General features: G+C 66.2%; 18 protein-coding genes. 13 read left to right on the top strand and 5 right to left on the bottom strand.

Annotated features, from left to right (window positions below; genetic code table 11):
• Positions 1-155: 155 nt before the first annotated feature.
• The 9 genes from J7U46_RS05475 (at position 156) to acpS (ending at position 8,985) form a co-directional block, all read left to right on the top strand.
• Positions 156-1,640 (top strand): Do family serine endopeptidase, encoded by a 1,485-nt coding sequence (locus J7U46_RS05475; RefSeq protein WP_282823809.1) that lies wholly within the window; start codon positions 156-158, stop codon positions 1,638-1,640.
• Positions 1,641-2,135: 495 nt separating this feature from the next.
• Complete coding sequence (lepA, locus tag J7U46_RS05470; protein ID WP_282823808.1) at positions 2,136-3,944, top strand: translation elongation factor 4; 1,809 nt, start codon at positions 2,136-2,138, stop codon at positions 3,942-3,944.
• 8 nt (positions 3,945-3,952) lie between these two features.
• Complete coding sequence (gene lepB / locus J7U46_RS05465; protein ID WP_282823807.1) at positions 3,953-4,918, top strand: signal peptidase I; 966 nt, start codon at positions 3,953-3,955, stop codon at positions 4,916-4,918.
• Between the two features lie 37 nt (positions 4,919-4,955).
• Positions 4,956-5,321 (top strand): DUF4845 domain-containing protein, encoded by a 366-nt coding sequence (locus tag J7U46_RS05460; protein ID WP_282823806.1) that lies wholly within the window; start codon positions 4,956-4,958, stop codon positions 5,319-5,321.
• Positions 5,322-5,334: 13 nt separating this feature from the next.
• Positions 5,335-6,039, top strand: coding sequence for a ribonuclease III (gene rnc, locus J7U46_RS05455; RefSeq protein ID WP_282823805.1), 705 nt, complete (start codon positions 5,335-5,337; stop codon positions 6,037-6,039).
• Positions 6,040-6,077: 38 nt separating this feature from the next.
• On the top strand, positions 6,078-7,010 hold the full coding sequence (gene era / locus J7U46_RS05450; RefSeq protein ID WP_282823804.1) for a GTPase Era: 933 nt from the start codon (positions 6,078-6,080) through the stop codon (positions 7,008-7,010).
• Entirely contained in the window at positions 7,010-7,792 is a 783-nt protein-coding gene (gene recO, locus J7U46_RS05445; protein ID WP_282823803.1) for a DNA repair protein RecO, read from the top strand. The genes era and recO overlap by 1 nt, the downstream gene beginning before the upstream one ends.
• Before the next feature lie 13 nt (positions 7,793-7,805).
• The gene (locus J7U46_RS05440) at positions 7,806-8,588 is read left to right on the top strand and encodes a pyridoxine 5'-phosphate synthase (protein WP_282823802.1); all 783 of its coding nucleotides are present in this window, start codon (positions 7,806-7,808) and stop codon (positions 8,586-8,588) included.
• 4 nt (positions 8,589-8,592) lie between these two features.
• A complete protein-coding gene (gene acpS / locus J7U46_RS05435) occupies positions 8,593-8,985 on the top strand; it encodes a holo-ACP synthase (protein WP_282823801.1) in 393 nt (130 codons plus the stop codon).
• 21 nt (positions 8,986-9,006) lie between these two features.
• Here acpS and J7U46_RS05430 read toward each other — a convergent pair whose 3' ends face one another.
• Positions 9,007-10,512, bottom strand: coding sequence for an oligopeptide:H+ symporter (locus tag J7U46_RS05430; protein WP_282824988.1), 1,506 nt, complete (start codon positions 10,510-10,512; stop codon positions 9,007-9,009).
• A 152-nt stretch (positions 10,513-10,664) separates the two neighbouring features.
• The gene (locus tag J7U46_RS05425) at positions 10,665-13,700 is read right to left on the bottom strand and encodes an Rne/Rng family ribonuclease (RefSeq protein ID WP_282823800.1); all 3,036 of its coding nucleotides are present in this window, start codon (positions 13,698-13,700) and stop codon (positions 10,665-10,667) included.
• 758 nt (positions 13,701-14,458) lie between these two features.
• Here J7U46_RS05425 and J7U46_RS05420 point away from each other — a divergent pair.
• The 4 genes from J7U46_RS05420 to J7U46_RS05405 are packed head-to-tail and all read left to right on the top strand — an operon-like array spanning position 14,459 to position 17,495.
• Entirely contained in the window at positions 14,459-15,388 is a 930-nt protein-coding gene (locus J7U46_RS05420) for an RluA family pseudouridine synthase (protein ID WP_282823799.1), read from the top strand.
• Complete coding sequence (locus J7U46_RS05415) at positions 15,385-16,050, top strand: HAD-IA family hydrolase (RefSeq protein WP_282823798.1); 666 nt, start codon at positions 15,385-15,387, stop codon at positions 16,048-16,050. Before J7U46_RS05420 ends, J7U46_RS05415 begins: the two co-directional genes overlap by 4 nt.
• Positions 16,043-16,435 (top strand): Rieske 2Fe-2S domain-containing protein, encoded by a 393-nt coding sequence (locus J7U46_RS05410; RefSeq protein ID WP_282823797.1) that lies wholly within the window; start codon positions 16,043-16,045, stop codon positions 16,433-16,435. Before J7U46_RS05415 ends, J7U46_RS05410 begins: the two co-directional genes overlap by 8 nt.
• Positions 16,436-16,472: 37 nt before the next feature.
• The gene (locus tag J7U46_RS05405) at positions 16,473-17,495 is read left to right on the top strand and encodes a S49 family peptidase (RefSeq protein WP_282823796.1); all 1,023 of its coding nucleotides are present in this window, start codon (positions 16,473-16,475) and stop codon (positions 17,493-17,495) included.
• 9 nt (positions 17,496-17,504) lie between these two features.
• On the opposite strand, the gene J7U46_RS05400 is transcribed toward J7U46_RS05405, so the two are convergent.
• The 3 genes from J7U46_RS05400 to J7U46_RS05390 all read right to left on the bottom strand — a co-directional run bounded on the left by J7U46_RS05400 (position 17,505) and on the right by J7U46_RS05390 (position 21,488).
• Positions 17,505-18,557: a collagen-binding domain-containing protein gene (locus J7U46_RS05400; RefSeq protein ID WP_282823795.1), complete on the bottom strand. Its 1,053-nt coding sequence runs from the start codon at positions 18,555-18,557 to the stop codon at positions 17,505-17,507.
• 155 nt (positions 18,558-18,712) lie between these two features.
• Positions 18,713-20,143: an aldehyde dehydrogenase family protein gene (locus J7U46_RS05395; protein ID WP_282823794.1), complete on the bottom strand. Its 1,431-nt coding sequence runs from the start codon at positions 20,141-20,143 to the stop codon at positions 18,713-18,715.
• Between the two features lie 64 nt (positions 20,144-20,207).
• On the bottom strand, positions 20,208-21,488 hold the full coding sequence (locus J7U46_RS05390; protein ID WP_282823793.1) for a DUF2325 domain-containing protein: 1,281 nt from the start codon (positions 21,486-21,488) through the stop codon (positions 20,208-20,210).
• Positions 21,489-21,498: the final 10 nt, after the last annotated feature.

Genomic DNA, 21,498 nt, shown 5'->3' with positions numbered 1-21,498 from the left:
CCGGAGCCTGGTGCGATGCTGGCTTCGGCCGCCGCCTTGCCCCGTCCTTTTCCGGTTCCCTCATCGTGCTTGCATCACCGGCAACAAGGCAGCAACGCTCAACCGCGACAACCGTGCCTCATCCCTCAAGCTCCAGTCCTGAACCCTGCAAGACGATGAAGACCAGCCTCGACACCCGTACCGCCGGCAAGCCCTGGGGCCTGGCCCTGGCGCTTTCCGTGATGACGCTCGCCGCAGCACTGACGGCGCTGCCCGGCACCAGCCATGCGCAGCGGGCGGGCCTGCCCGATTTCACCGAGTTGGTCGAGAAGACCGGGCCGGCCGTGGTCAATATCAGGACCACCGAGAAGGCGCGCACCGTCGAATCGACCGAGACCAGCGAGCTCGTGCAGGAGATCAACGAGCTGCTGCAGGAACTGCAGCGCCGCAACGGCGGGCAGTCGCCCAAGCAGCGCCGGGGCAATCCGCGAGGGGAGGACGAGGATCAGCCGCAGCGCAGCGGCGTGGCTTCCGGCTTCATCCTCAGTGCCGACGGCGTGGTGATGACGAATGCCCACGTGGTCGAGGATGCCGACGAGGTGCTGGTCACGCTCAACGACAAGCGTGAGTTCAAGGCCCGCGTCATCGGCGTGGACCGCCGCAGCGACGTGGCCGTGCTCAAGATCGAGGCGAGCGGCCTGCCGACCGTGAAGATCGGCGATGTGGGCCGGCTCAAGGTTGGCGAATGGGTGATGGCCATCGGCTCGCCATTCGGCCTCGAGAACACGGTGACGGCGGGCATCGTCAGCGCCAAGTCGCGCGACACCGGTGATCTGCTGCCGCTGATCCAGACCGACGTGGCCATCAACCCCGGCAACTCCGGCGGCCCGCTCTTGAACATGCGTGGCGAGGTGGTGGGCATCAACTCGCAGATCTACAGCGAGTCCGGCGGCTTCATGGGCATCTCGTTCGCCATCCCCATCGACGAAGCCATGCGCGTGGCCGACCAACTGCGCAGTGGCGGCAAGGTCAGGCGCGGCCGCATGGGTTTGCTGCCGGACGACATCAGCAAGGAAGTCGCCGAGGCCATCGGCTTGGGCAGCAAGGCCCGTGGCGCGCTGGTGCGCAATGTCGAGCCCGGCAGTCCTGCCGAGAAGGCCGGCATCGAGGGCGGTGATGTGCTCACCAAGCTCGATGGCAAGCCCATCGAGCGCGCCATCGAGCTGCGCCGCATCGCCGCCGCCACCCAACCGGGCAGCAGGGTGGCCGTCCAGGTGTTCCGCCGTGGCGCCTACAAGGATCTGCAGGTGGTGCTGGGCGAGGTTGATGACGACGATGCAGCCAACAGCAAGCGTGAGGCCAGCCCCGAAGCTGGTGGACCTGTCAACGCGCTGGGCCTCAGCCTCGGCGAGATCGGCGAGAGCCAGAAGCGCGAGCTCAAGCTGCGCGCCGGTGTGCGGGTGGAGTCGGCCGAAGGGCCGGCAGCGCGCGCCGGCCTGCGCGCCGGCGATCTGATCCTCGCGGTCGACAACGTCGAAGTGAGTGGCGTCAATCAGCTCCAGCTCCAGTTGGCCAAGCTCGACAAGGCCAAGACGATCAGCATGGTGGTGCGCCGGGCCGATACCGTGGCCATCATCCTGGTCAAACCAGGCAAGCCCTGAGACTGGCCGTCCTGGTGCCCGACAACCCAGCGCGGCGCCGGGTCTTTCCATTTCGTGGGAGTGGCTGGATCCAGATTCAAGTTGGCATGCGCTTACATCCCAAGGCGGCGGACCGTGATTCCTGCCTTGATCAGCTAGAATTGGTGCCTTTGGAGCCGCCATATGCGGCTTCTCGTCGCAATCCGCGACCGTTCCAGCGCAATTGGCGGCCTGCGCGCCAGCTTGTGAATAATCTGTGGATAAATTTGCTGTTGGCGGCCTGCAACGGCGGGAAATCCGGGTTCTGCGCGGTTTCCAGCCCAGGCCTTTTGGCTACAATGAAGGCCCAACAAGCAGTTGCCATTAGTTTTGTTGGAAGGCGCGTCACCGTTTCGACGTGCCTTTTTTTTATGTTCGGCGCGGCCCTTTCAGGGCCTTCACATCGCCTCGCGATATGAGCCTTCCATGCAACGGCCAAGCCGTTGAAGCTCCAGCTCACGCGTTGCTCAAGTGTCCATGAATCACATCCGCAATTTCTCCATCATCGCCCACATCGACCACGGCAAGAGCACGCTGGCGGACCGGATCATTCAGCGTTGCGGTGGCCTGTCGGACCGCGAGATGGAGGCGCAGGTGCTGGACTCGATGGACATCGAGCGCGAGCGCGGCATCACCATCAAGGCGCAGACCGCTGCGCTTCAGTACAAGGCCAAAGACGGCAAGGTCTACAACCTGAACCTGATCGACACGCCGGGGCATGTGGACTTCTCGTATGAAGTCAGCCGCTCGCTGTCGGCTTGCGAAGGCGCGCTGCTGGTGGTGGACGCCTCGCAGGGCGTGGAAGCGCAGACGGTTGCGAACTGCTACACGGCGCTGGACCTCGGCGTCGAGGTCGTGCCGGTGCTGAACAAGATGGATCTGCCCAACGCCGATCCAGACAACGCCAAGGCCGAGATCGAGGACGTGATCGGCATCGACGCCGACGACGCGATTCCCTGCAGCGCCAAGACCGGCATGGGCATCGACGAGATCCTCGAAGCCGTGATCGCCAAGATGCCGCCCCCGAAGGGCGAGGTCGAGGCGCCCTTGCGCGCCATGATCATCGACTCCTGGTACGACGCCTATGTGGGTGTGGTGATGCTGGTGCGCGTGGTCGACGGCACGCTCAGGAAGGGTGAGCGCATCCGCATGATGGCCTCCGGTGCCGTCTACCCGGCCGACAACCTGGGGGTGTTCTCACCCAAGTCGGAGAGCCGTGACGCACTGCATGCAGGCGAGGTGGGCTTCATCATCGCCGGCATCAAGGAGCTGCAGGCCGCCAAGGTCGGCGACACCATCACGCTGGAAAAGAAGCTGCCCAACAACCTCGGCCCCGCCGAAGAGGCCCTGCCTGGCTTCAAGGAAATCCAGCCCCAGGTTTTTGCCGGTCTGTACCCGACCGAGGCGAGTGAGTACGACTCGCTGCGCGACGCGCTGGAGAAGCTCAAGCTGAACGACTCCTCGCTGCGTTACGAGCCCGAGGTGTCGCAGGCGCTGGGCTTTGGCTTCCGCTGTGGCTTCCTGGGCCTGCTGCACATGGAGATCGTGCAGGAGCGCCTGGAGCGTGAGTTCGACCAGGACCTGATCACCACCGCACCCAGCGTGGTTTATGAGGTGGTGATCGGTGACGGCACGGTGATCGAGGTCGAGAACCCGAGCAAGATGCCCGAAGTCGGCCAGATCCAGGAGATCCGCGAGCCCATCGTCACCGTGCATCTCTATATGCCGCAGGACTATGTCGGGCCGGTGATGACGCTGGCCAACCAGAAGCGCGGCCAGCAGATCAACATGGCCTACCACGGCCGCCAGGTCATGCTGACCTACGAGATGCCGCTGGCCGAGATCGTGCTGGACTTCTTTGACAAGCTGAAGAGCGTGTCGCGCGGCTATGCCTCGATGGACTACGAGTTCAAGGAGTACCGCGCCTCCGACGTGGTCAAGGTCGACATCCTGATCAACGGCGACCGCGTCGACGCGCTGTCCATCATCGTGCACCGCGCGCAAAGCCAGTATCGCGGCCGCGCGGTGGCAGCCAAGATGCGCGAGCAGATCCCGCGCCAGATGTACGACGTGGCGATCCAGGCGGCCATTGGGGCCAACATCATCGCCCGCGAGAACATCAAGGCGATGCGCAAGAACGTGCTGGCAAAATGCTACGGCGGCGACATCACGCGCAAGCGCAAGCTGCTCGAAAAGCAAAAGGCCGGCAAGAAGCGAATGAAGCAGATCGGTACCGTCGAGGTGCCGCAAGAAGCTTTCCTGGCCATCCTCCAAGTGGACGACTGATCAACACAATGACAGCCCTGACCGGACTTCTCTACGCCGTCTTGATCGCCTATGTGGGCGGCTGGCTGGCGGGCCAATGGACCGCCAATTTCGCCCTGCTGTTGTTCCTGCTGACCTCGGTCACCGGCCTGTACTGGCTGGCAGAGCGCTTCTACTTCAAGCCCGGCCGCGAGCGTGCGGCAGCGCAGTTGCTCGCCAGCGATGCGCAGCGGCGCGAGTCGCTGGCGGCTCAGGGCATCCAGCGCGTCGATGGCGATGTGGAAACCGCCCGTCAGGAAATCCTTCGCCAGCCCTGGTGGCTGGACTGGACCGCCGGCCTGTTCCCGGTGATCCTGGTTGTCTTCCTGCTGCGCTCCTTCCTGGTCGAGCCGTTCAAGATCCCGTCGGGCTCGATGGTGCCGACGCTGCGCGTCGGTGATCTGATCCTGGTGAACAAGTTCCACTACGGCATCCGCCTGCCGGTGATCAACAAGAAGATCATTGCCAACCACGATGTGCAGCGCGGCGATGTCATGGTGTTTCGCTTCCCACCCAATCCCAGCATCGACTACATCAAGCGCGTGGTCGGCGTACCTGGCGACGAGATCGCGTATCTCAATCAGAAGCTCTATGTGAACGGCAAGCCCGCGGAGGTTCAGCCCAAGGGTGATTTCTACGACGACGACGCTGCTGTCTACCGCCCGCACTTCAACGAGATGCTGGGCCCCGTGAGCCACGAGATTCTGGTCGACGCCGCGCGGCAGCATGCTTTCATGCCGAAGGGCGCCTTCCCATTCCGCGAGAATTGCCGCTACACCTTTGAAGGCGTCACCTGCAAGGTGCCTGAGGGCCATTACTTCATGATGGGCGACAACCGCGACAACTCTGAAGATTCGCGCTACTGGGGATTCGTGCCCGATGAGAACATCGTCGGCAAGGCCTTCTTCGTGTGGATGAATTTCGGTAACCTCAAGCGCATCGGCAGCTTCCACTGAAGTGCCGACCCCTATGCAACAGAAAGGAACCCGCTCGATGCTGCAGCGTCATTCCGGTCGTCGTCAGCGAGGCATCAGCCTCTTCGGCCTGCTGTTCTGGGGCGTCTTCCTGGCCTGCGCCGCCGTGGTCACGGCCAAGGTCGTGCCGACGGTGATGGAGTACTACACGATCCAGCGCGCCGTCGACAAGATCGCGGCCGGCAACCCGGCGACGGTGCCCGCGGCGCGGGCCGAATTCGAGCGCATCAAGTCGGTCGAGTACTCGATCCAGAGCATCAGCGGTGCCGATCTCGAAATCAGCAAGGAAAACGAGAAGGTGCGCATCAGCTTTGCCTACAACCGCGAGATCGACCTGTTTGGCCCGGCCTACCTGCTGATCAAGTACGAAGGCCGTTCGCGCTGAGCCTTTCTTCGCCATGAGTTCCGCCTCGCTCGACGCGCTGCAGAAGCGCCTCGGCCACCGCTTTTCCGACCTCGGCCTGCTGCAGCGCGCGCTCACGCACCGCAGCTTCGGTGCCGACCACAACGAAAGGCTGGAGTTCCTCGGCGACGCCGTGTTGAGCCTGGCCATTTCCAGCCTGCTGTTCGAGCGCTTCGCCGGTTCCGACGAAGGCGACCTGACCCGCATCCGCGCCCATCTGGTGCGCGAGGACAGCCTCTACAAGCTGGCCCTCGGCCTCGGTTTCCCGCAGGTGCTGCGCATGTCCGAGGGCGAAGCTCGGGGCGGCGGTGCCCAGCGGCCCTCGATCCTTGCTGATGCGATGGAGGCCGTGATTGGCGCCACCTTCATCGACGGCGGCTACGAGGCGGCCCGTGAACTGGTGCGCCGCATCTTTGGCGATCAGATCGAGGGCAGCACGAACGCCAGCGAGCACTGGGGCAAGGACGCCAAGACAGCGTTGCAGGAATGGCTGCAGGCCCGCAAGCTGGCCGTTCCCAGCTATCGCATCGCCGAGACCCGGGGCCAGGCCCACAACCAGACCTTCCGCGTGGAATGCGCCGTGCCGGCGCTGGCCCTGACCTCCAACGGTGAGGGCCGTTCGCGCCGCGCCGCTGAGCAAGACGCCGCGCGGCGTATGCTTGATGACCTGATCTCCCGCGACAAGCCGAATCCCGCTTGAGCGTCTGATTGAACGAGCGGCCTCGCGGCCGTCACACCATGACTGAATCGAACCCGCCGCTGCCTCCCTCCACCGAAGGCGCGAATGAACTGCCGCAGCGCTGCGGCCTGATCGCCATCGTCGGCCGGCCCAATGTCGGCAAGTCGACGCTCCTGAACGCCCTGGTCGGCCAGAAGGTCAGCATCACCTCGGCCAAGGCGCAGACCACGCGGCACCGCATCACCGGCGTGCGCACGGTCGAGGAGGCGCAGTTCGTGTTCGTCGACACGCCCGGCTTCCAGACCAAGCACAACGCCGCGCTGAACCGCAACCTGAACCGCACGGTGCATGGCGTGCTCGGCGACGTGGACCTGGTGCTCTTCGTGGTCGAGGCCGGCCGCTTCGGGTTGGATGATGCCAAGGTGCTGTCCCTGCTGCCCGAAGACAAGCCGGTCGTGCTGATCGCCAACAAGCTCGACGCCGTGCACCGCCGCGCCGAGCTGGCGCCCTGGCTCAAGAGCATGCAGGAGCGCCGCAACTTCAGCGAGTTCATCCCCATCTCGGCCAAGAAGGCGGCCGACGTGGCGCGGCTCTTCAAGATCCTCAAGCCCTACCTGCCCGAGCAGGGCTGGTTCTACGACGAAGACGCGCTGACCGATCGCAGCGAGAAGTTCCTCGCCAGCGAAATCATCCGCGAGAAGCTGTTCCGCCTGACCGGCGACGAGCTGCCCTACACCTCGACTGTCGTCATCGACAAGTGGGAAGACGAGGGCGAACTGCGCCGCATCTCGGCCTCCATCGTTGTCGAGCGTGATGCCCACAAGGGCATGGTGATCGGGCAGGGCGGCGAGCTGCTCAAGCGCATCGGCTCCGAGTCGCGCCAGGAGCTGGAGCATCTGATGGATGGTCGCGTGTTCCTCGAGCTGTGGGTCAAGGTGCGCTCCGGCTGGGCCGACACGGAAGAGCACTTGCGCTCCTACGGCTACGAGTGATGAAGGGGCGTGCCAGCCGCGTCCCCAGCGTCCAGCAGGCCTTCGTCCTGCACCACTACGACTGGAGCGAGTCCAGCCTGATCCTGGACCTGTTCACGCGTGAGCAGGGCCGGCTGGCCGTGGTGGCCAAGGGCGCCAAGCGGCCCTATTCGCAGCTGCGGGCGGTGCTGCTGCCGTTTCAGCGCATCCTGGTCGGGCTGTCCAAGCCGGGCAAGGCGACGGAAGAGGGGGCGCCCGAGGTCGTGACGCTGCGCACGGCCGAATGGGCCGGCGGCAACACGCTGCCAGGCGGCGCGGCACTCTTCAGCGGCTACTACCTCAACGAGCTCTTGCTCAAGCTGCTGGCGCGTCAGGACCCGCATCCGGCGCTGTTCGATGCCTATGCGGCCACGCTGCCCGAGCTGCATGACGCCGAGGATGCGCAGTCGCAGGCCGCGCTGCGCGCCTTCGAGCTGCGTCTGCTGTCCGAGCTGGGCCTGCTGCCAGACCTGAGCCTGGCCACGCTGACCCAGCAGCCGCTGGATCCGGCGCGGCGCTATGCCTTGTCGGCCGAGTCCGGCGTGATCGCCGCCAGCGACGATTCGGCCCTGCTCAGCGGCTCCAGCCTGGTTCAATTGCAGGCGGCGCTGCTGCACGGCAGCCCCGCCGCGCTGCGCCAGGCCTGCCAGGACGACCTGCCGGCCCTGAAGACGGTACTGCGCGGCCTGCTTCTCTATCATCTGGGCCATCGCCCCTTGCGCACGCGGCAAGTGATGTTGGACCTGCAGAACCTCCTGAATTGACTGACTCACCAAGATGAACCCACTTGTCGCTCCTGACGCATCTGGCCACGGCGGCCGCTGCGCCCTGTCGGTCAATGTCAACAAGGTGGCCTTGCTGCGCAACACGCGGCATCTGGTCATTCCGAACGTGCTGCGCGCGGCCGAGCAATGCCTGCTGGCCGGCGCCCAAGGCATCACGGTCCATCCACGGCCCGATGCCCGCCATATCCGCACACAGGACGTGCACGAGCTCGCGGCCTTGCTCAAGACCTGGCCCCAGGCCGAATACAACATCGAGGGCAACCCGACACAGAACCTGATGGACTTCGTGCGCGAGCTGCGGCCCCATCAGGTCACCTTCGTGCCCGACAGCGAGGACCAGTTCACCTCCGATCACGGCTGGAACCTGCCGGCCGACATGGAGCGGCTGCAACCCTTGATCGCCGAGTGCAAGGCCTTGGGCGTGCGCGTGAGCCTCTTCATGGACCCGCTGCCCGCCGCGATGCCGTTCGTGGCCGAACTGGGCGCCGAGCGCATCGAACTCTATACCGAGACCTTCGCGAGCAGCTTTGGCACGCCGCGCGAGGCCGAGGTGCTGGCCGGCTTCACGGCCACGGCGCAAGCGGCGCTGGCCGTGGGCCTCGGCATCAATGCCGGCCACGACCTCAACCGCGAGAACCTGACGAAGTTCCTGCAAGCCGTGCCTGGTGTGCAGGAGGTGTCGATCGGCCATGCGCTGATCGCCGATGCGCTGGAGCTGGGCTACACCGAGACGGTGCGCGAGTACCAGCGCAGCATCCAGCGCGCCTACGGCTGATCCCATGATTTACGGAATAGGCACCGACATCTGCGACATCCGCCGTATTCGCGAGACGCTGGAGCGGCGCGGCGAGCGCTTTGCCGAGAAGGTGCTGGGCCCGCATGAGCTGGCCGTGTTCCGCGAACGGCGGGCCAAGGTGGAAGCGCGCGGCGTGGCCTACCTGGCCACGCGCTTCTCTGCCAAGGAGGCCTTCTCCAAGGCGATAGGCATGGGCATGCGCATGCCGATGACCTGGCGCGCCTGCGAGATCGTCAAGGCCGCGAGCGGCAAGCCCGAGATCCGTCTGCATGGCGAACTGGCCGCCTGGTTCGAGGCCAAGGGCTTGAGGGCCCATGTGACGGTCAGCGACGAGAGCGAGTACGCCGCGGCCTTTGTGGTGGTCGAGACCCGCTGAGCAGCGGGCCTCGCCGCCGCATCACTTCCTGTAGTTGTCCTGCAAGGGGTAGCGCCGGGCATAGAGCCCGAACAGTGCCGCCGCCACCAACGCAAAGCCGGCGAAGAAGAACATCTGGAAGGCGGTCACGCTGGTGCCGGTGCTCTTGATGTAGTCGGTCACGGCCTCGCCCTTGACGCTGGAATTGGCCAGCAGCACCCACAGGTTGCCGATGGTGACCGAGAGGTTCCAGAAGCTGGTGATCACCCCCTTCATCGCCAGCGGCGCCTGGCTGTAGGCGAACTCCAGGCCGGTGGCCGAGACCAGCACTTCGCCGAAGGTCAGCAGGGCATAGGGCAGGATCTGCCACAGGATGTTCATGCTGTGGCCATCGTCGATCCACAACTGGATGCCGCCCACCACGATCCAGGCCAGGCCCGAGAAGGCGATGCCAGCGCCCATGCGGCGAAGCGCAGTGATCTTCAGACCCAGGCGGTTCAGTAGCGGGTAGAGCACCACGTTGTTGAACGGGATCAGGATCATCACCAGCGCCGGGTTCAGCGCCTGCATCATCGAGGACTGGAACCATTCGGGTTTGGTCATCTGGTCGGCCTGGAGGATCCAGGTCGATGCCTTCTGGTCGAACAGCGACCAGAACGGCGTCACCAGCGCGAACAGCACCAGCAGGCGCAGCACGGTACGGACGGCGTCGACGGCGGCTTCGCCATGCTTGGGCGTGGCGCGAGGCAGTTCGATCCACGCGCCGATGCCGCCAAAGCCCATCACCAGCACCAGGGCCGAGCACAGCGCGGCCACGATGCCGATGTCCTTGTAGAAGCTCAGGCTGGCCGCTGCCAGCAGCACGCCGACGATGGCCACGGCGCGGCCGGTGCCGCCCTGGCTCAGGGCCGTGCGCACCACCTTCAGGAAGCTGTTCGGGTCCTCGTGGGCCGTGGGCTTCACGTGGATGTATTTCTTGCGGCCCGACCAGAAGATGATCGTGGCGATCAGCATGAAGATGCCCGGAATGCCGAAGGCCACGCTGGCGCCGAATTCCTTCAGGAAGATCGGCATCAGGAGCGAGGCGAAGAAGGAACCGAAGTTGATGATCCAGTAGAAGCCGTCGAAGACCTTCTGGGCCAGCGAGCGGTTGCTCTTGTCAAACTGGTCGCCGACGAAGCTGCTAACCAGCGGCTTGATGCCGCCCGACCCGAGGGCAATCAGGAAGAGGCCGGTATAGAAGCCCTGCAGGTTGTTCTCGAACACGGCCAGGAAGGCATGGCCCACGCAGTACAGCAGGCTCAGCCAGAAGATGGTGTTGTACTTGCCGAAGAAGCGGTCGGCCAGCCAGCCACCGAGCAGCGGAAAGAAGTAGACGCCGATGACGAAGGTGTGGAACACATCCTTGGCCTCGCCCTTGCGCAGCGGCTCCGGGATGGACAGCAGCAGGCTGGTCATCAGGAACACGGTGAGGATGTTGCGCATGCCGTAGAAGCTGAATCGCTCGCATCCCTCGTTGCCGATGATGTACGGAATCTGCGGCGGCATCTTGGGCGCGCTGGCAGCCTTGCTGCTGGGGTCTAGGGCGATGGTCACGGCTTGTCTCTCTGTATGTAGTCAGGTGATGCTTGTGGCGATCATGTGAAAACGCCGCCGGGCGTTGACCCGGCGGCGCGTATTTTGAGTCAGATCGCAGGCGATCAGCTCTGGGCCTCAAAAGGCAGCTTGATCTGGCTGAGATCCTTCTTGGTCTCGACCAGGACCAGCGGTCCCTCATCGGGCTGGACCACCGGCGGCCGCTCGCGCGGCACGCGGACCGGCTTGGGCTCGGCAGCGATGGCGGCCTGGACTTCGCGGATCTTGTCGGCATCCGAGTTCACCCATTGCAGACCGGCGGACTCGGCCACGGCGTGCAGTGAGTCGACCGGCAGCTCGAAGCGTTCCACCGGTGCTGCTGCGGCGAGCTTGGCGGTTGTATCGGGCGGCGGTGCGACGGGCGACGGGCCATCCGGCGGCGGCGCGACCGGTGCGGTGACCGAATCCGGCGGCGGTGCCGTCGGGCCGTCAGGCGGCGGCGCGGTGGGGCCATCGGGCGGGGGCGCCGTCGGGCCATCCGGCGGCGGTGCGGTCGGCGTATCGCCGTCGCCATCACCATCGCCACTCAGGTACACCGGGGCCGGAGCACCCAGTTCCAGCTGGGTCGGTGCGGCACCGTCAGCGCTGCTGCCGTCTTCACGGCGCTCGCGGCGGTAGCGGTCGCGGCTGCGACGGCGGCGGCCGTCGCGGCCTTCTTCGCCACCTTCGGCGGGCGTGGCAGGCGCGTCGCCATCGGTCGCTGCGGCTGCTTGCGCCTCGTCGCCAGCGGCATTGCCTGCAGCGGCCTCTGTGCCTTCAGCACCTTCAGGTTGAGCGGCCTGGCCTTCGCTGCCTTCCTGGCCACGGTCGCGGCCACCACGGCGGCGGCGGCGGCGGCCCTGGCGCTCTTCGCTGCTCGCTTCACCAGCGGCGGCTTCGATACCGTCGGGTTGGGTGTCGGCAAAGGCCGGGTTGTCGATCAGCGCTTCGGGCTTACCGGCCAGCTCAGCTTGAGCAGCTTGGGCGCCGGTCTCGACCGGACGCTCGTTGCGCTCACCGCGCTGGCGGCCGCCGCGTTCGCCGCGCTCGCCACGCTCAGCGCGTTCACCACGTTGCTGCTGCTCGCCGCGAGCCTCCTGGCCCTCGGGCTTGGCGGCGTCGCCACGGCGGCCGCGCTGGCCCTCGTTGCGGCCGGCTTCGCCACGGGCTTCCTGCGGCTTGGCATCACCACGGCCGCCACGGCCGCCGCGACCCTCACCACGTTCCGCGCGCTCACCGCCGCGCTCGCTGCGTTCACCTCGCTCGCCGCCACGGCCACCGCGCTCACCACGGCCACCACGGCCTTCGCCGCGCTTGCCGTCCTTGCGCTCACCAGCGGGCTTGGCTTCAGCCGGTGCCTTGACGGGCTCGGCCACCGGAGCCGGCTCGCCGCCAAAGACCTTCTTCAGCCAGCCCATGAAGCCGCCGCCAGCGGCCGGAGCGGCCACCGGGGCTGCCACCGGCGCAGCGGCCTTGGCCACAGGTTCCGGCTTCGGCAGGGCGATCGGTGCGGGCGACTCGGGCAGGATGCCCTTGATCACCGGCTCCTGCTTGCTCTTGCCCTTGTCGTCGCCACCACGGCGGGTGATGCCGACCTCATCGGTCGACTCTTCGATCATGGTGTAGCTGGCCTGCAGGTTTTCCAGACGCGGGTCGTCGTGGCGCAGGCGCTCCAGCTTGTAGTTGGGCGTCTCGAGATGGCGGTTCGGCACCAGCAGCACGGTGACGCGCTGCTTCAGCTCGATCTTGGTGATCTCGGTCCGCTTCTCGTTCAGCAGGAAGGAGGTCACTTCCACCGGCACTTGAACGTGCACGGCGGCCGTGTTGTCCTTCATCGCTTCTTCCTGGACCATGCGCAGGATCTGCAGCGCGCTGGACTCGGTGTCGCGGATGTGGCCCGTGCCATTGCAACGCGGGCAGGTGATGTGGTTGCCTTCGCTCAGCGCTGGGCGCAGGCGCTGGCGGCTCAGTTCCAGCAGGCCGAACTTGCTGATCGAGGCGAACTGAACACGGGCGCGGTCCTGGCGCAGCGCATCGCGCAGGCGCTGTTCGACCTCGCGGCGGTTCTTCGACTCTTCCATGTCGATGAAGTCGACGACGATCAGGCCGCCCAGGTCGCGCAGGCGCATCTGGCGCGCGATTTCATCTGCGGCTTCGAGGTTGGTGCGGGTCGCGGTTTCCTCGATGTCGCCGCCACGGGTGGCGCGGGCCGAGTTGACGTCCACCGAGACCAGGGCTTCGGTGTGGTCGATCACGATGGCGCCGCCCGAAGGCAGGTTGACGGTGCGGCTGAAGGCGGTTTCGATCTGGTGTTCGATCTGGAAACGGCTGAACAGCGGCGCGTCGTCGCGGTAGCGCTTCACGCGATGACCCTGGTCGGGCATCACGTGGTTCATGAACTGGTGGGCCTGTTCGAACAGGTCGTCGGTGTCGATCAGGATCTCGCCGATGTCGGCCGTGAAGTAGTCGCGGATCGCGCGGATCACCAGGCTCGATTCCTGGTAGATCAGGTAGGCGCCCTTGCCGCCCTTGGACGCGTCATCGATCGCGCTCCAGAGCTTGAGCATGTAGTTCAGGTCCCACTGCAGCTCGGCGGCCGAGCGACCGATGCCGGCAGTGCGGGCGATCAGGCTCATGCCCTTGGGGTACTCGAGCTGGTCGAGGTTTTCCTTCAGTTCTTCGCGGTCTTCGCCCTCGATGCGACGGCTCACGCCACCACCACGCGGGTTGTTGGGCATCAAGACCAGGTAGCGGCCCGCCAGCGACACGAAGGTCGTCAGGGCAGCGCCCTTGTTGCCGCGCTCTTCCTTCTCTACCTGGACCAGCAGTTCCTGGCCTTCGCGGATGCAGTCCTGGATGCGCGCGCTGCGCACGTCCACGCCTTCGCGGAAATACTGGCGGGCGATTTCCTTGAAGGGCAGGAAACCATGGCGGTCTTCGCCGTAGTCGACGAAACAGGCTTCGAGCGAAGGCTCGACGCGGGTCACGACCGCCTTGTAGATATTGCCCTTGCGCTGCTCACGGCCTTCGATTTCGGTCTCGAAGTCCAGCAGCTTCTGGCCATCAACGATTGCAAGACGCCGCTCTTCCTGCTGCGTCGCGTTGATCAACATACGCTTCATACATCACTCCTCGCGCGCCGGCTGTATGGCTTGGCGCGCAGCATGCCGTCGCCTGACCGGAGGCCGGCCAGGGCGACTGTTCGATGCATGCGCTTTCGTGAGGAACCGAGGAAGGAATCGCCCTGGACTGGTGCTGATCGAAGCCGGGCTTCGCTTCAGCGACGCAGCGTTGGCGCGTGCGTGACGACAGACGGCGCAGTAGCAGGGTCCCGTTGACGCAGCGCTCTTGGCGCTGCGGCCCGGCCACGGCCGAGGGCTGCGCCGGCAAGAGGCCGGGGCAGCGCGCGAAGGCGGTGGGGGGTGGGGGGATTCGTGCTCATGGCGCGGACTGTTGGACGCTGCCACCAGGCGGTCGAACGAATCGTCGACCGGCCTGACGGCTCAAAAAACCTTTGTCTGATGCCGCCCTTGCTCACAGGCGAGGCCGGCATGGCTCGTTCTTCTCTACTTGCGCTTCGGGTGCTACGCCGCTCGCCGCCTGCTCACTTGGGGAGCAGGCCCGCTTGCCGCGATGGCACCTTGCATCACCGGGTTGTTTGACCAGGCAGGAACTTGCGTTCCTTCCCTAGTCGCCACTGTCAGCTTTCAGCGTTTCCGTGCTGCTCGCACGGCTAAAATCTGAAAAATCAAACACTTAGAGCGGACTTGTGGTCAGCAACATTATACGGGCCAAAACCCAGCGCCCCGCCGCTGCGAAGCAGGCCCCGCCACCCGTCCCAGCGACAAACAGCACCCCGGACAAACCCCAGGTTCGCCGCGTGATCGTGGACGAAGGTTCGGCCGGCCAGCGTCTGGACAACTTCCTGCTGCGCGAGTTGAAGGGTGTGCCCAAGACCCATGTCTACCGCGTGATCCGCGCCGGCGAGGTGCGGGTGAACAAGGGCCGCGCCCAGGCCGACACCCGGCTGGAGATCGGCGACGAGGTCCGCGTGCCGCCGGTGCGCCTGCCCGAAAAAGCAGCAGCGCCGGCCGTGCCGCCCCGGGAATTCCCCATCGTCTTTGAAGACGAGCACCTGATCGCCCTCAACAAGCCGGCCGGCGTGGCCGTGCATGGCGGTTCGGGCGTCTCCTTCGGCGTGATCGAGCAATTGCGCCAGGCAAGGCCGACGGCCAAGTTCCTGGAACTGGTGCACCGCCTTGACAAGGAAACCTCCGGCCTCTTGCTGATCGCCAAGAAGCGCAGTGCGCTGACCGCTCTGCAGGACCAATTCCGCGAGCGCGAGACCGGCAAGACCTATGCGGCCCTGGTGATCGGCGAATGGGCCGCGAACAAGAAGGTGATCGATGTGCCGCTGCTGAAGTTCATCGGCAGCGATGGCGAACGCTGGGTGAGGGCGGTCGAGAACTCGCTCGATCCGCAGGCCGAGCAGGCCAAGCGCTCGATCAGTCTGGTGCGCGTCGCCCAGAAGCTCAAGGGCTACAGCCTGCTCGACGTGACCATCAAGACCGGCCGCACCCACCAGATCCGCGTGCACCTGGCCCATGCGGGCCACCCCATCGTCGGCGACCCCAAGTACGGTGACTTCGAAGCCAACCGCGCCATCGCCCGCGGCCCGCTGAAGTTCGACCGCATGTTCCTGCATGCCAAGCGCCTGCAGTTCACGCACCCGGCCAGCGGCGAGACGATAGAGCTGCAGGCCGAGTTGCCGCCCGAGTGCGCGGCGCTGGTGAAAGCGGTGCAGCCATGAGCAGCCGGCCGCAGCGCTTCGACCTGATCGTCTTCGATTGGGACGGCACGCTCTACGACTCGACGGCGCTGATCGGCCAGTGCATCCAGCGGGCGGCCGCCGACCTCGGCCTGCCCGTGCCCACGGACGAGCAGGCCAGCTACGTGATCGGCCTGGACCTCTACCAGGCCCTGGCCCATGCGATGCCGACGCTGCCGCGCGAGCGCTATCCCGAACTGGGCCAGGCCTTTCGCCGCCACTTTTTTGCGGCTGAAGACCAGCTGAGCCTGTTCGACGGGGCGCTGGACCTGCTGCGAGCGCTGAAGGCCCGCCACCACTGGCTGGCCGTGGCCACCGGCAAGAGTCGCAACGGCCTGGACCGGGTGTTGCAGGCGCCCGATTTGCAAGGCCTGTTCGACGGCACCCGGACGGCCGACGAAACCGCCGGCAAGCCCGACCCGACCATGCTCTTGCAGCTGATGCGCGAGTTCGGCGCCGAACCCGAGCGCACCTTGATGATCGGCGACACCAGTCACGACCTGCTGCTGGCGCAAAACGCCGGCACGGCCAGCCTGGCCGTCGGCTATGGCGCGCATGACCCTGCCGATCTCACGTCATTCGGCGCGCTGCATATTTGCCATTCCGTTCCTGAACTGCAGCGCTGGCTGCTCGAACATGCCTGAATCAGAAGACCACAAGCCCGCGGGCTTGCCGCTCTGCGCCTCGAGCGAGCTGGAGGAGCGCGGCCGCGCCCACAGCTTCGACGTGTTGCAGTACCGCCAGCCGGCGCGCGCCTTTGCCTTGCGCTTCGAGGGCCAGGTCGTGGCCTACCTGAACCGCTGCGCCCATGTGCCCACCGAGATGGACTGGCAGGAGGGCGAGTTCCTCGACGCGGACAAGCAATACATCATGTGCTCCATCCATGGTGCCGTGTACGACCCGCTGAGCGGCCGCTGCGTCACTGGCATGTGCGGCCGCATCGGCCTGACCAAGATCGAGGTCAGCGAGAGGGAAGGCCAGGTGTATTGGTATCCTTCCCGCGACACCAAGCCGGTCTTTGAAGACTGATTTGTTGATCGATTGATTGAATGAACGACCGAGCACCATGAGCGACGACCTGCCCCAGCCCCTTCCCGATCCGAAGCCGGAGGCGGCCGCACAGCAGTCGGCCGCCGCCACCGGTACAGCCAGCGCAGCCAGTGCATCAGGCCATGAGCAACTGCTGGCCCAGTTCGCGCTGAGCTACCTGGCCGACCGCCGCAGCGAGCGCCGCTGGCGCGTGTTCTTCCGCCTGGCCTGGCTCGGATTCTTCCTGTTCCTCGCCTGGCTGCTGTTCTTCTCGCAGCGCCATCCAGGCGGCGCACCGAGCACCCCGCACACGGCCCTGATCGAGCTGCGCGGCGAGATCGCTGTCGACACCGAGGCCAGCGCGGAGCTGATGCTGTCGGCCTTGAAGAACGCCTTCGAAGACCAGGGCGCCGAGGCCGTGGTGCTGCGCATCAATTCACCGGGCGGCAGCCCGGTGCAGGCCGGCATCGTCTACGACGAGATCAAGCGCCTCAAGGCCATCCATCGCAAGAAGGTCTACGCGGTGGTCGAGGAAATCTGCGCGTCGGGTGCCTACTACATCGCGGCAGCAGCCGACGAGATTTACGTGGACAAGGCCTCCATCGTCGGCTCCATCGGCGTGCTGATGGACGGCTTCGGCTACACCGGCCTGATGGAGAAGCTGGGCGTCGAGCGCCGCCTGCTGACCGCCGGCAGCAACAAGGGCATGCTGGACCCGTTCACGCCGATGTCGGCCCAGCAGCGCGGCTATGCGCAGGCCATGCTGGACCAGATCCACGGCCAGTTCATCGCCGTGGTGAAGGAAGGCCGCGGCAAGCGCCTGAAGGAAACGCCGGAGACCTTCTCCGGCCTGTTCTGGAACGGCGAGCAGGCCGTCAAGATGGGCCTGGCCGATGACTTCGGCAGCCTGGACTACGTGGCGCGCGAGGTGGTCAAGGCCGAGGAGGTCATTGACTACACGCCGCGCGACAACGTGGCCGAGCGCCTGGCCAAGCGCTTTGGCGCGGCCATGGGCGAGGGCGCCGTCAAGGCGCTGCGAAACGTCGCCCAGGTTCGCTAACGGCTTTTTTCAGCGCGCTCGGCGGCGCAGCGCGAACAGCATCGCGGCAAGGGCCGCTGCCACCAGGGCCAGGCCCTGCGGCTCGGGCACGCGGGCCGGCGGCGTTTGCTGGCGTGTGGGCTCGTAGCCGATCTCGATGGTCGACAGCATGTTGTTGGCCACGACCGTGCCCTCCCAATGGCCGGAGCTGGCGGCCACGATGTCGGCCTGCTGGGCCAGCAACATGCCGTAGCCCGAGTGCAACTCGACCTTGTCGGCGTTCATCACATTGAAGATCAGGCGGTCGGCAAAGGCCGAGAGATTGCTGCCCACGTAGTCGAAGCCGAACTTCACGGTGCCGCTGGCCGTCAGGTTGATCAGGATGTAGTCGTCGCTGTCGAAGCTGCTGGCATCCAGCGTGAAGGGCTTGAGCAGGTTGTCGGCGATGTTGAATACCTGCAGGCCAGCACCCGCCTGGGCTGTGCCGCCACGCAGGCCGAGGTCCCAGCCGCGCGTGATGTTGCCGGTGTTGGCCAGCGCGCCGAGCTCGTTCGAGAGGCCGCGCAGCAGCACGCTGGTGTCCGTGAACATCTGCTGGATCGCAGCAGAGTCACCCTTGCTGAGCGCCAGTTGCTTGTTGGAGCCGCGGTCTACGCCGCCGTAGACGCCCGTGCCTTGCTGCACGCCACCGGCCAGCCAGGCGGCCTCGGTCGGTCCCATGCCGGCGTTGTTGTTGACGCTGGCGTTGGTGGGGCCGTTGTAGATCGCGCCGTCGCGGATCTTGACGTTGCCGCCGACCACGAGGCTCGCCGCATTGCTGCCGCTCGCGCCGCTCGGCGAGGGGTTGCGGTAGCCGACCGAGATGCTGTTGATGTCGACATTGCCGCGCACGGCCAGGCGACCTTCGACGTCGGAATGCGCCGTCAGGTTGCCGAAGAAGAAACCGCTGTACTCGGCTGCCGCACCGAAATTGACCACCGGCGAGGCCTGTGCTGCCGTGGCTGCAGCCAGCAGCATGCCGGCGCAAAATGCGTTGATGGCGCGCAGCCGTGCTGCGCCAAGCCTGGACTGACCTGTCTTCATTTCCCTCTATCCCTCATCCGCTGTTGTTGTGTCGCAAGCTTTGCGATCGACGCGAATTCTAGGAATCTGAGGGTCCGCAAGCCTCCCCCGACATCGGGTGAGGCCTGGTCTCAATCGTGCGCTATCGCACGTTTCGAACGCTGCGGGGCGGCCTCTCAGGCCTGGATGTAGCTGGTCTTGACGCTGGTGAAGAACTCGGTCGCGTAGCTGCCTTGCTCGCGCGGCCCGTAGCTCGATCCCTTGCGGCCGCCGAAGGGCACGTGATAGTCCACGCCGGCAGTCGGGCAGTTCACCATCACCATGCCGGACTGCGAGTGGCGCTTGAAGTGGCTGGCGTATTTCAGCGAGCCGGTGCAGATGCCGCTGGACAGGCCGAAGGGCGTGTCGTTGGCGAGCTGCAGGCCGTGTTCGTAGCTGTCGCAGGGGATCAGGCTCAGCACCGGGCCGAAGATCTCTTCCTGGCAGTGACGCATCGCGTTGTCGCAGTCGCCGAACAGGGCGGGGCTCAAATAATGACCAGGTCTTTCCAGGGTTAGCAACTCACCTCCTGCCAGCAGGCGCGCGCCTTCGTTGCGGGCGATGGCGATGTAGTCCAGGTCCTGCTGCAATTGGCTAGCATCCACGACCGGGCCGATCTGCGTCTCGGCCTTCAGCGCATGGCCCACGCGCAGTGCACGCGTAGCCTCGGTCATGCGCTCGGCGAAGCGGCTGTAGATCGAGCGCTCGACGATGATGCGGCTCGAGGCCGTGCAGCGCTGGCCGGTCGAGTAGAAGCCGCCCTGGATGGCGCAGTTCACGGCCTGTTCGAGGTCGGCATCGGCCAGCACCAGGAGTGGGTTCTTGCCGCCCATCTCGAGCTGGAACTTGGCGCCGCGCCGCACGGCCGCCTGCGCCACGCGCTGGCCTGTGGCCTGCGAGCCGGTGAAGCTGATCGCGGCCACGCGGCGGTCGTCCAGCAGGGCTTGGCCTACCACCGAGCCGGGCCCCATCACCAGGTTGAACACGCCCGTCGGCAGGCCGGCGCGCGAGATGATTTCGGAAAGCGCCCAGGCCGAGGCCGGCACCAGTTCAGCCGGCTTGAACACCACGCAGTTGCCATAGGCCAGGGCCGGCGCGATCTTCCAGGCGGGGATGGCGATGGGGAAATTCCAGGGCGTGATGATGCCCACCACACCCAGCGGCTCACGCGTCACCTCGATCTCGATGCCGGGCCGCACCGAGGCCAGCTTGTCGCCCCGCAGGCGCAGCGTTTCCTGGGCAAAGAACTTGAAGATGGCCGCCGCGCGGCCGACCTCGCCAATCGCTTCCGGCAGGGTCTTGCCTTCCTCGCGGGCCAGCAACTGGCCCAGCTCCTCGCGGCGGGCCTGGATCTCGCTGCCTATGCGGTCCAGCGCATCGGCCCGCAGCTGGGGGCTGCTCAAGCCCCAGGCCGGCGCGGCTGCGTAGGCCGCAGCAATCGCAGACTCGGCCTGGGCAGCATCGGCCTGCGCGTAGTGGCCGATCAGGTCCTCGGTGTCGGACGGATTGATGTTGGGGCGGGCGGCGACGCCGTCCAGCCATTGGCCGGCGATGTAATTGGCTTGCATGGCGCTCTTCTCTTGATCGGAATATTGCAAATATATCTAATTGCAAGACAAGCCAGCCGCGTGGCTAGTTCGGACTGGGCAGCGATTCGCTCGCCGTCTCCTTGCTGCCCAGCCCGCCGAGCGCGCGCTGCAGGCTGCTGGCACTGGGTTTGTCGACGAAGACGCAGCGCTTGCCGTGGCGCTTGCAATGGTCCTTCACACGCCAGTAGGCGTCGTGGCTGATGCAGCCGGTCTGGCAGATCACGAGGTCGGCGGCCGCGAGGCTGGCGTCGAGCTTGGCCACGGCGTCTTCCTCGCCGCCATCGTGATGCAGGAAGCGGCCGCCAGTGCGCTCGATCAGTTGCCGATAGATGGGCACCACCGATTGCCGGCCGCCCACGCACAGCACGGCGCGCTCGCTCAGCTCGGGCAGGGCCTGCTCGTCGTCGGCCAGGCCGGGTGAGGCCGGGACCGAGGCCAGGGCTTGATGTGCTTCTTCGGCGCGGCGGCGTTCGCGCTCCTGCTGCTGCTGAGCGATCAATAGGGCACGCTCCAGCTCGTGGATGCGTGCGAGCTGCAGGCGGATCTGCTCGGCCTGCTCCTGGCGATGGCGCAGGCCCGGCACGGCTGCTTCGAGCTGCTGCAGCTCCTCGCGCAGGCCGGCCAGCAAGGTGTCGCGGCCAAGCAGCTCTGCGCGCAGGCGCAGCGCGTCGGATTGCAGGCGCTCGACCTCCAGCGCCCGCTCCTGCGTGAGGCGGGTGTTGCGGCTCTGCGCCTGCGCCAGCTCGCGGCCCAGCACGCGGTTCTCTTCCTCCAGCGCATTGAGGCGGGCCAGGTCGGCGCGCTCGGCGCTGCCCACCTGGTGCTGGATCATGTGGATGTCACGCAGCACCAGCTCTTGCAGAGCGTTGTCGCAGCGCGCATGCGTGAGCGTGGCCCACAGCGCACCGGGCACGTCGTTGCCATGCTGGGCGGCAGCCCACCAGCGGCCCAGCGCCTCGCTGCTCTTGTGCTGGGCCGCGAGCCGCAGGGCGATGGCGTAGCGCTGGTCCAGCTCCTTCTGCAGCAGCTCAGCAATGGCGGAGCGGCGGTTGCAGTCGTTGATCGCGCCGCAATGCAGCTCGTAGTCGCCGGCCATGGCCAGGCCTCCGAGCACCTTGGCCAGGCGCCGGCGCAAGAGCGGCATCGGCAGGCAGACGCCGATCACCGGGCACAGGGCCTGCGAAGGCAGCTCCCACAGCCGGCGCCGGCGCGAGCCCTGCTGGCTCACCGCCGCCGGCACCGGCCGAGGCCCTGGGCCCGCAGGGCTATCGGCCTCGCTGGGCAGGCGGCTGAAGATGTTGCCGTTCTTCTCTGAGTCGCACATGGGTTTTCTC

This window comes from Pelomonas sp. V22 (assembly GCF_030014915.1).
Lineage (GTDB): Bacteria > Pseudomonadota > Gammaproteobacteria > Burkholderiales > Burkholderiaceae_C > JAUASW01.
The sequence above is the reverse complement of the archived record's forward strand: the minus strand, read 5'-3'. Positions and strand labels throughout refer to the sequence as shown.

Bases quoted from the DNA above. Each gene is read 5' to 3' on its own strand.
- J7U46_RS05475 (WP_282823809.1), top strand. From the start codon at position 156: ATGAAGACCAGCCTCGACACCCGTACCGCCGGCAAGCCCTGGGGCCTG.
- lepA (WP_282823808.1), top strand. From the start codon at position 2,136: ATGAATCACATCCGCAATTTCTCCATCATCGCCCACATCGACCACGGC.
- lepB (WP_282823807.1), top strand. From the start codon at position 3,953: ATGACAGCCCTGACCGGACTTCTCTACGCCGTCTTGATCGCCTATGTG.
- J7U46_RS05460 (WP_282823806.1), top strand. From the start codon at position 4,956: ATGCTGCAGCGTCATTCCGGTCGTCGTCAGCGAGGCATCAGCCTCTTC.
- rnc (WP_282823805.1), top strand. From the start codon at position 5,335: ATGAGTTCCGCCTCGCTCGACGCGCTGCAGAAGCGCCTCGGCCACCGC.
- era (WP_282823804.1), top strand. From the start codon at position 6,078: ATGACTGAATCGAACCCGCCGCTGCCTCCCTCCACCGAAGGCGCGAAT.
- recO (WP_282823803.1), top strand. From the start codon at position 7,010: ATGAAGGGGCGTGCCAGCCGCGTCCCCAGCGTCCAGCAGGCCTTCGTC.
- J7U46_RS05440 (WP_282823802.1), top strand. From the start codon at position 7,806: ATGAACCCACTTGTCGCTCCTGACGCATCTGGCCACGGCGGCCGCTGC.
- acpS (WP_282823801.1), top strand. From the start codon at position 8,593: ATGATTTACGGAATAGGCACCGACATCTGCGACATCCGCCGTATTCGC.
- J7U46_RS05430 (WP_282824988.1), bottom strand. From the start codon at position 10,512: ATGCCGCCGCAGATTCCGTACATCATCGGCAACGAGGGATGCGAGCGA.
- J7U46_RS05425 (WP_282823800.1), bottom strand. From the start codon at position 13,700: ATGAAGCGTATGTTGATCAACGCGACGCAGCAGGAAGAGCGGCGTCTT.
- J7U46_RS05415 (WP_282823798.1), top strand. From the start codon at position 15,385: ATGAGCAGCCGGCCGCAGCGCTTCGACCTGATCGTCTTCGATTGGGAC.
- J7U46_RS05410 (WP_282823797.1), top strand. From the start codon at position 16,043: ATGCCTGAATCAGAAGACCACAAGCCCGCGGGCTTGCCGCTCTGCGCC.
- J7U46_RS05405 (WP_282823796.1), top strand. From the start codon at position 16,473: ATGAGCGACGACCTGCCCCAGCCCCTTCCCGATCCGAAGCCGGAGGCG.
- J7U46_RS05400 (WP_282823795.1), bottom strand. From the start codon at position 18,557: ATGAAGACAGGTCAGTCCAGGCTTGGCGCAGCACGGCTGCGCGCCATC.
- J7U46_RS05395 (WP_282823794.1), bottom strand. From the start codon at position 20,143: ATGCAAGCCAATTACATCGCCGGCCAATGGCTGGACGGCGTCGCCGCC.
- J7U46_RS05390 (WP_282823793.1), bottom strand. From the start codon at position 21,488: ATGTGCGACTCAGAGAAGAACGGCAACATCTTCAGCCGCCTGCCCAGC.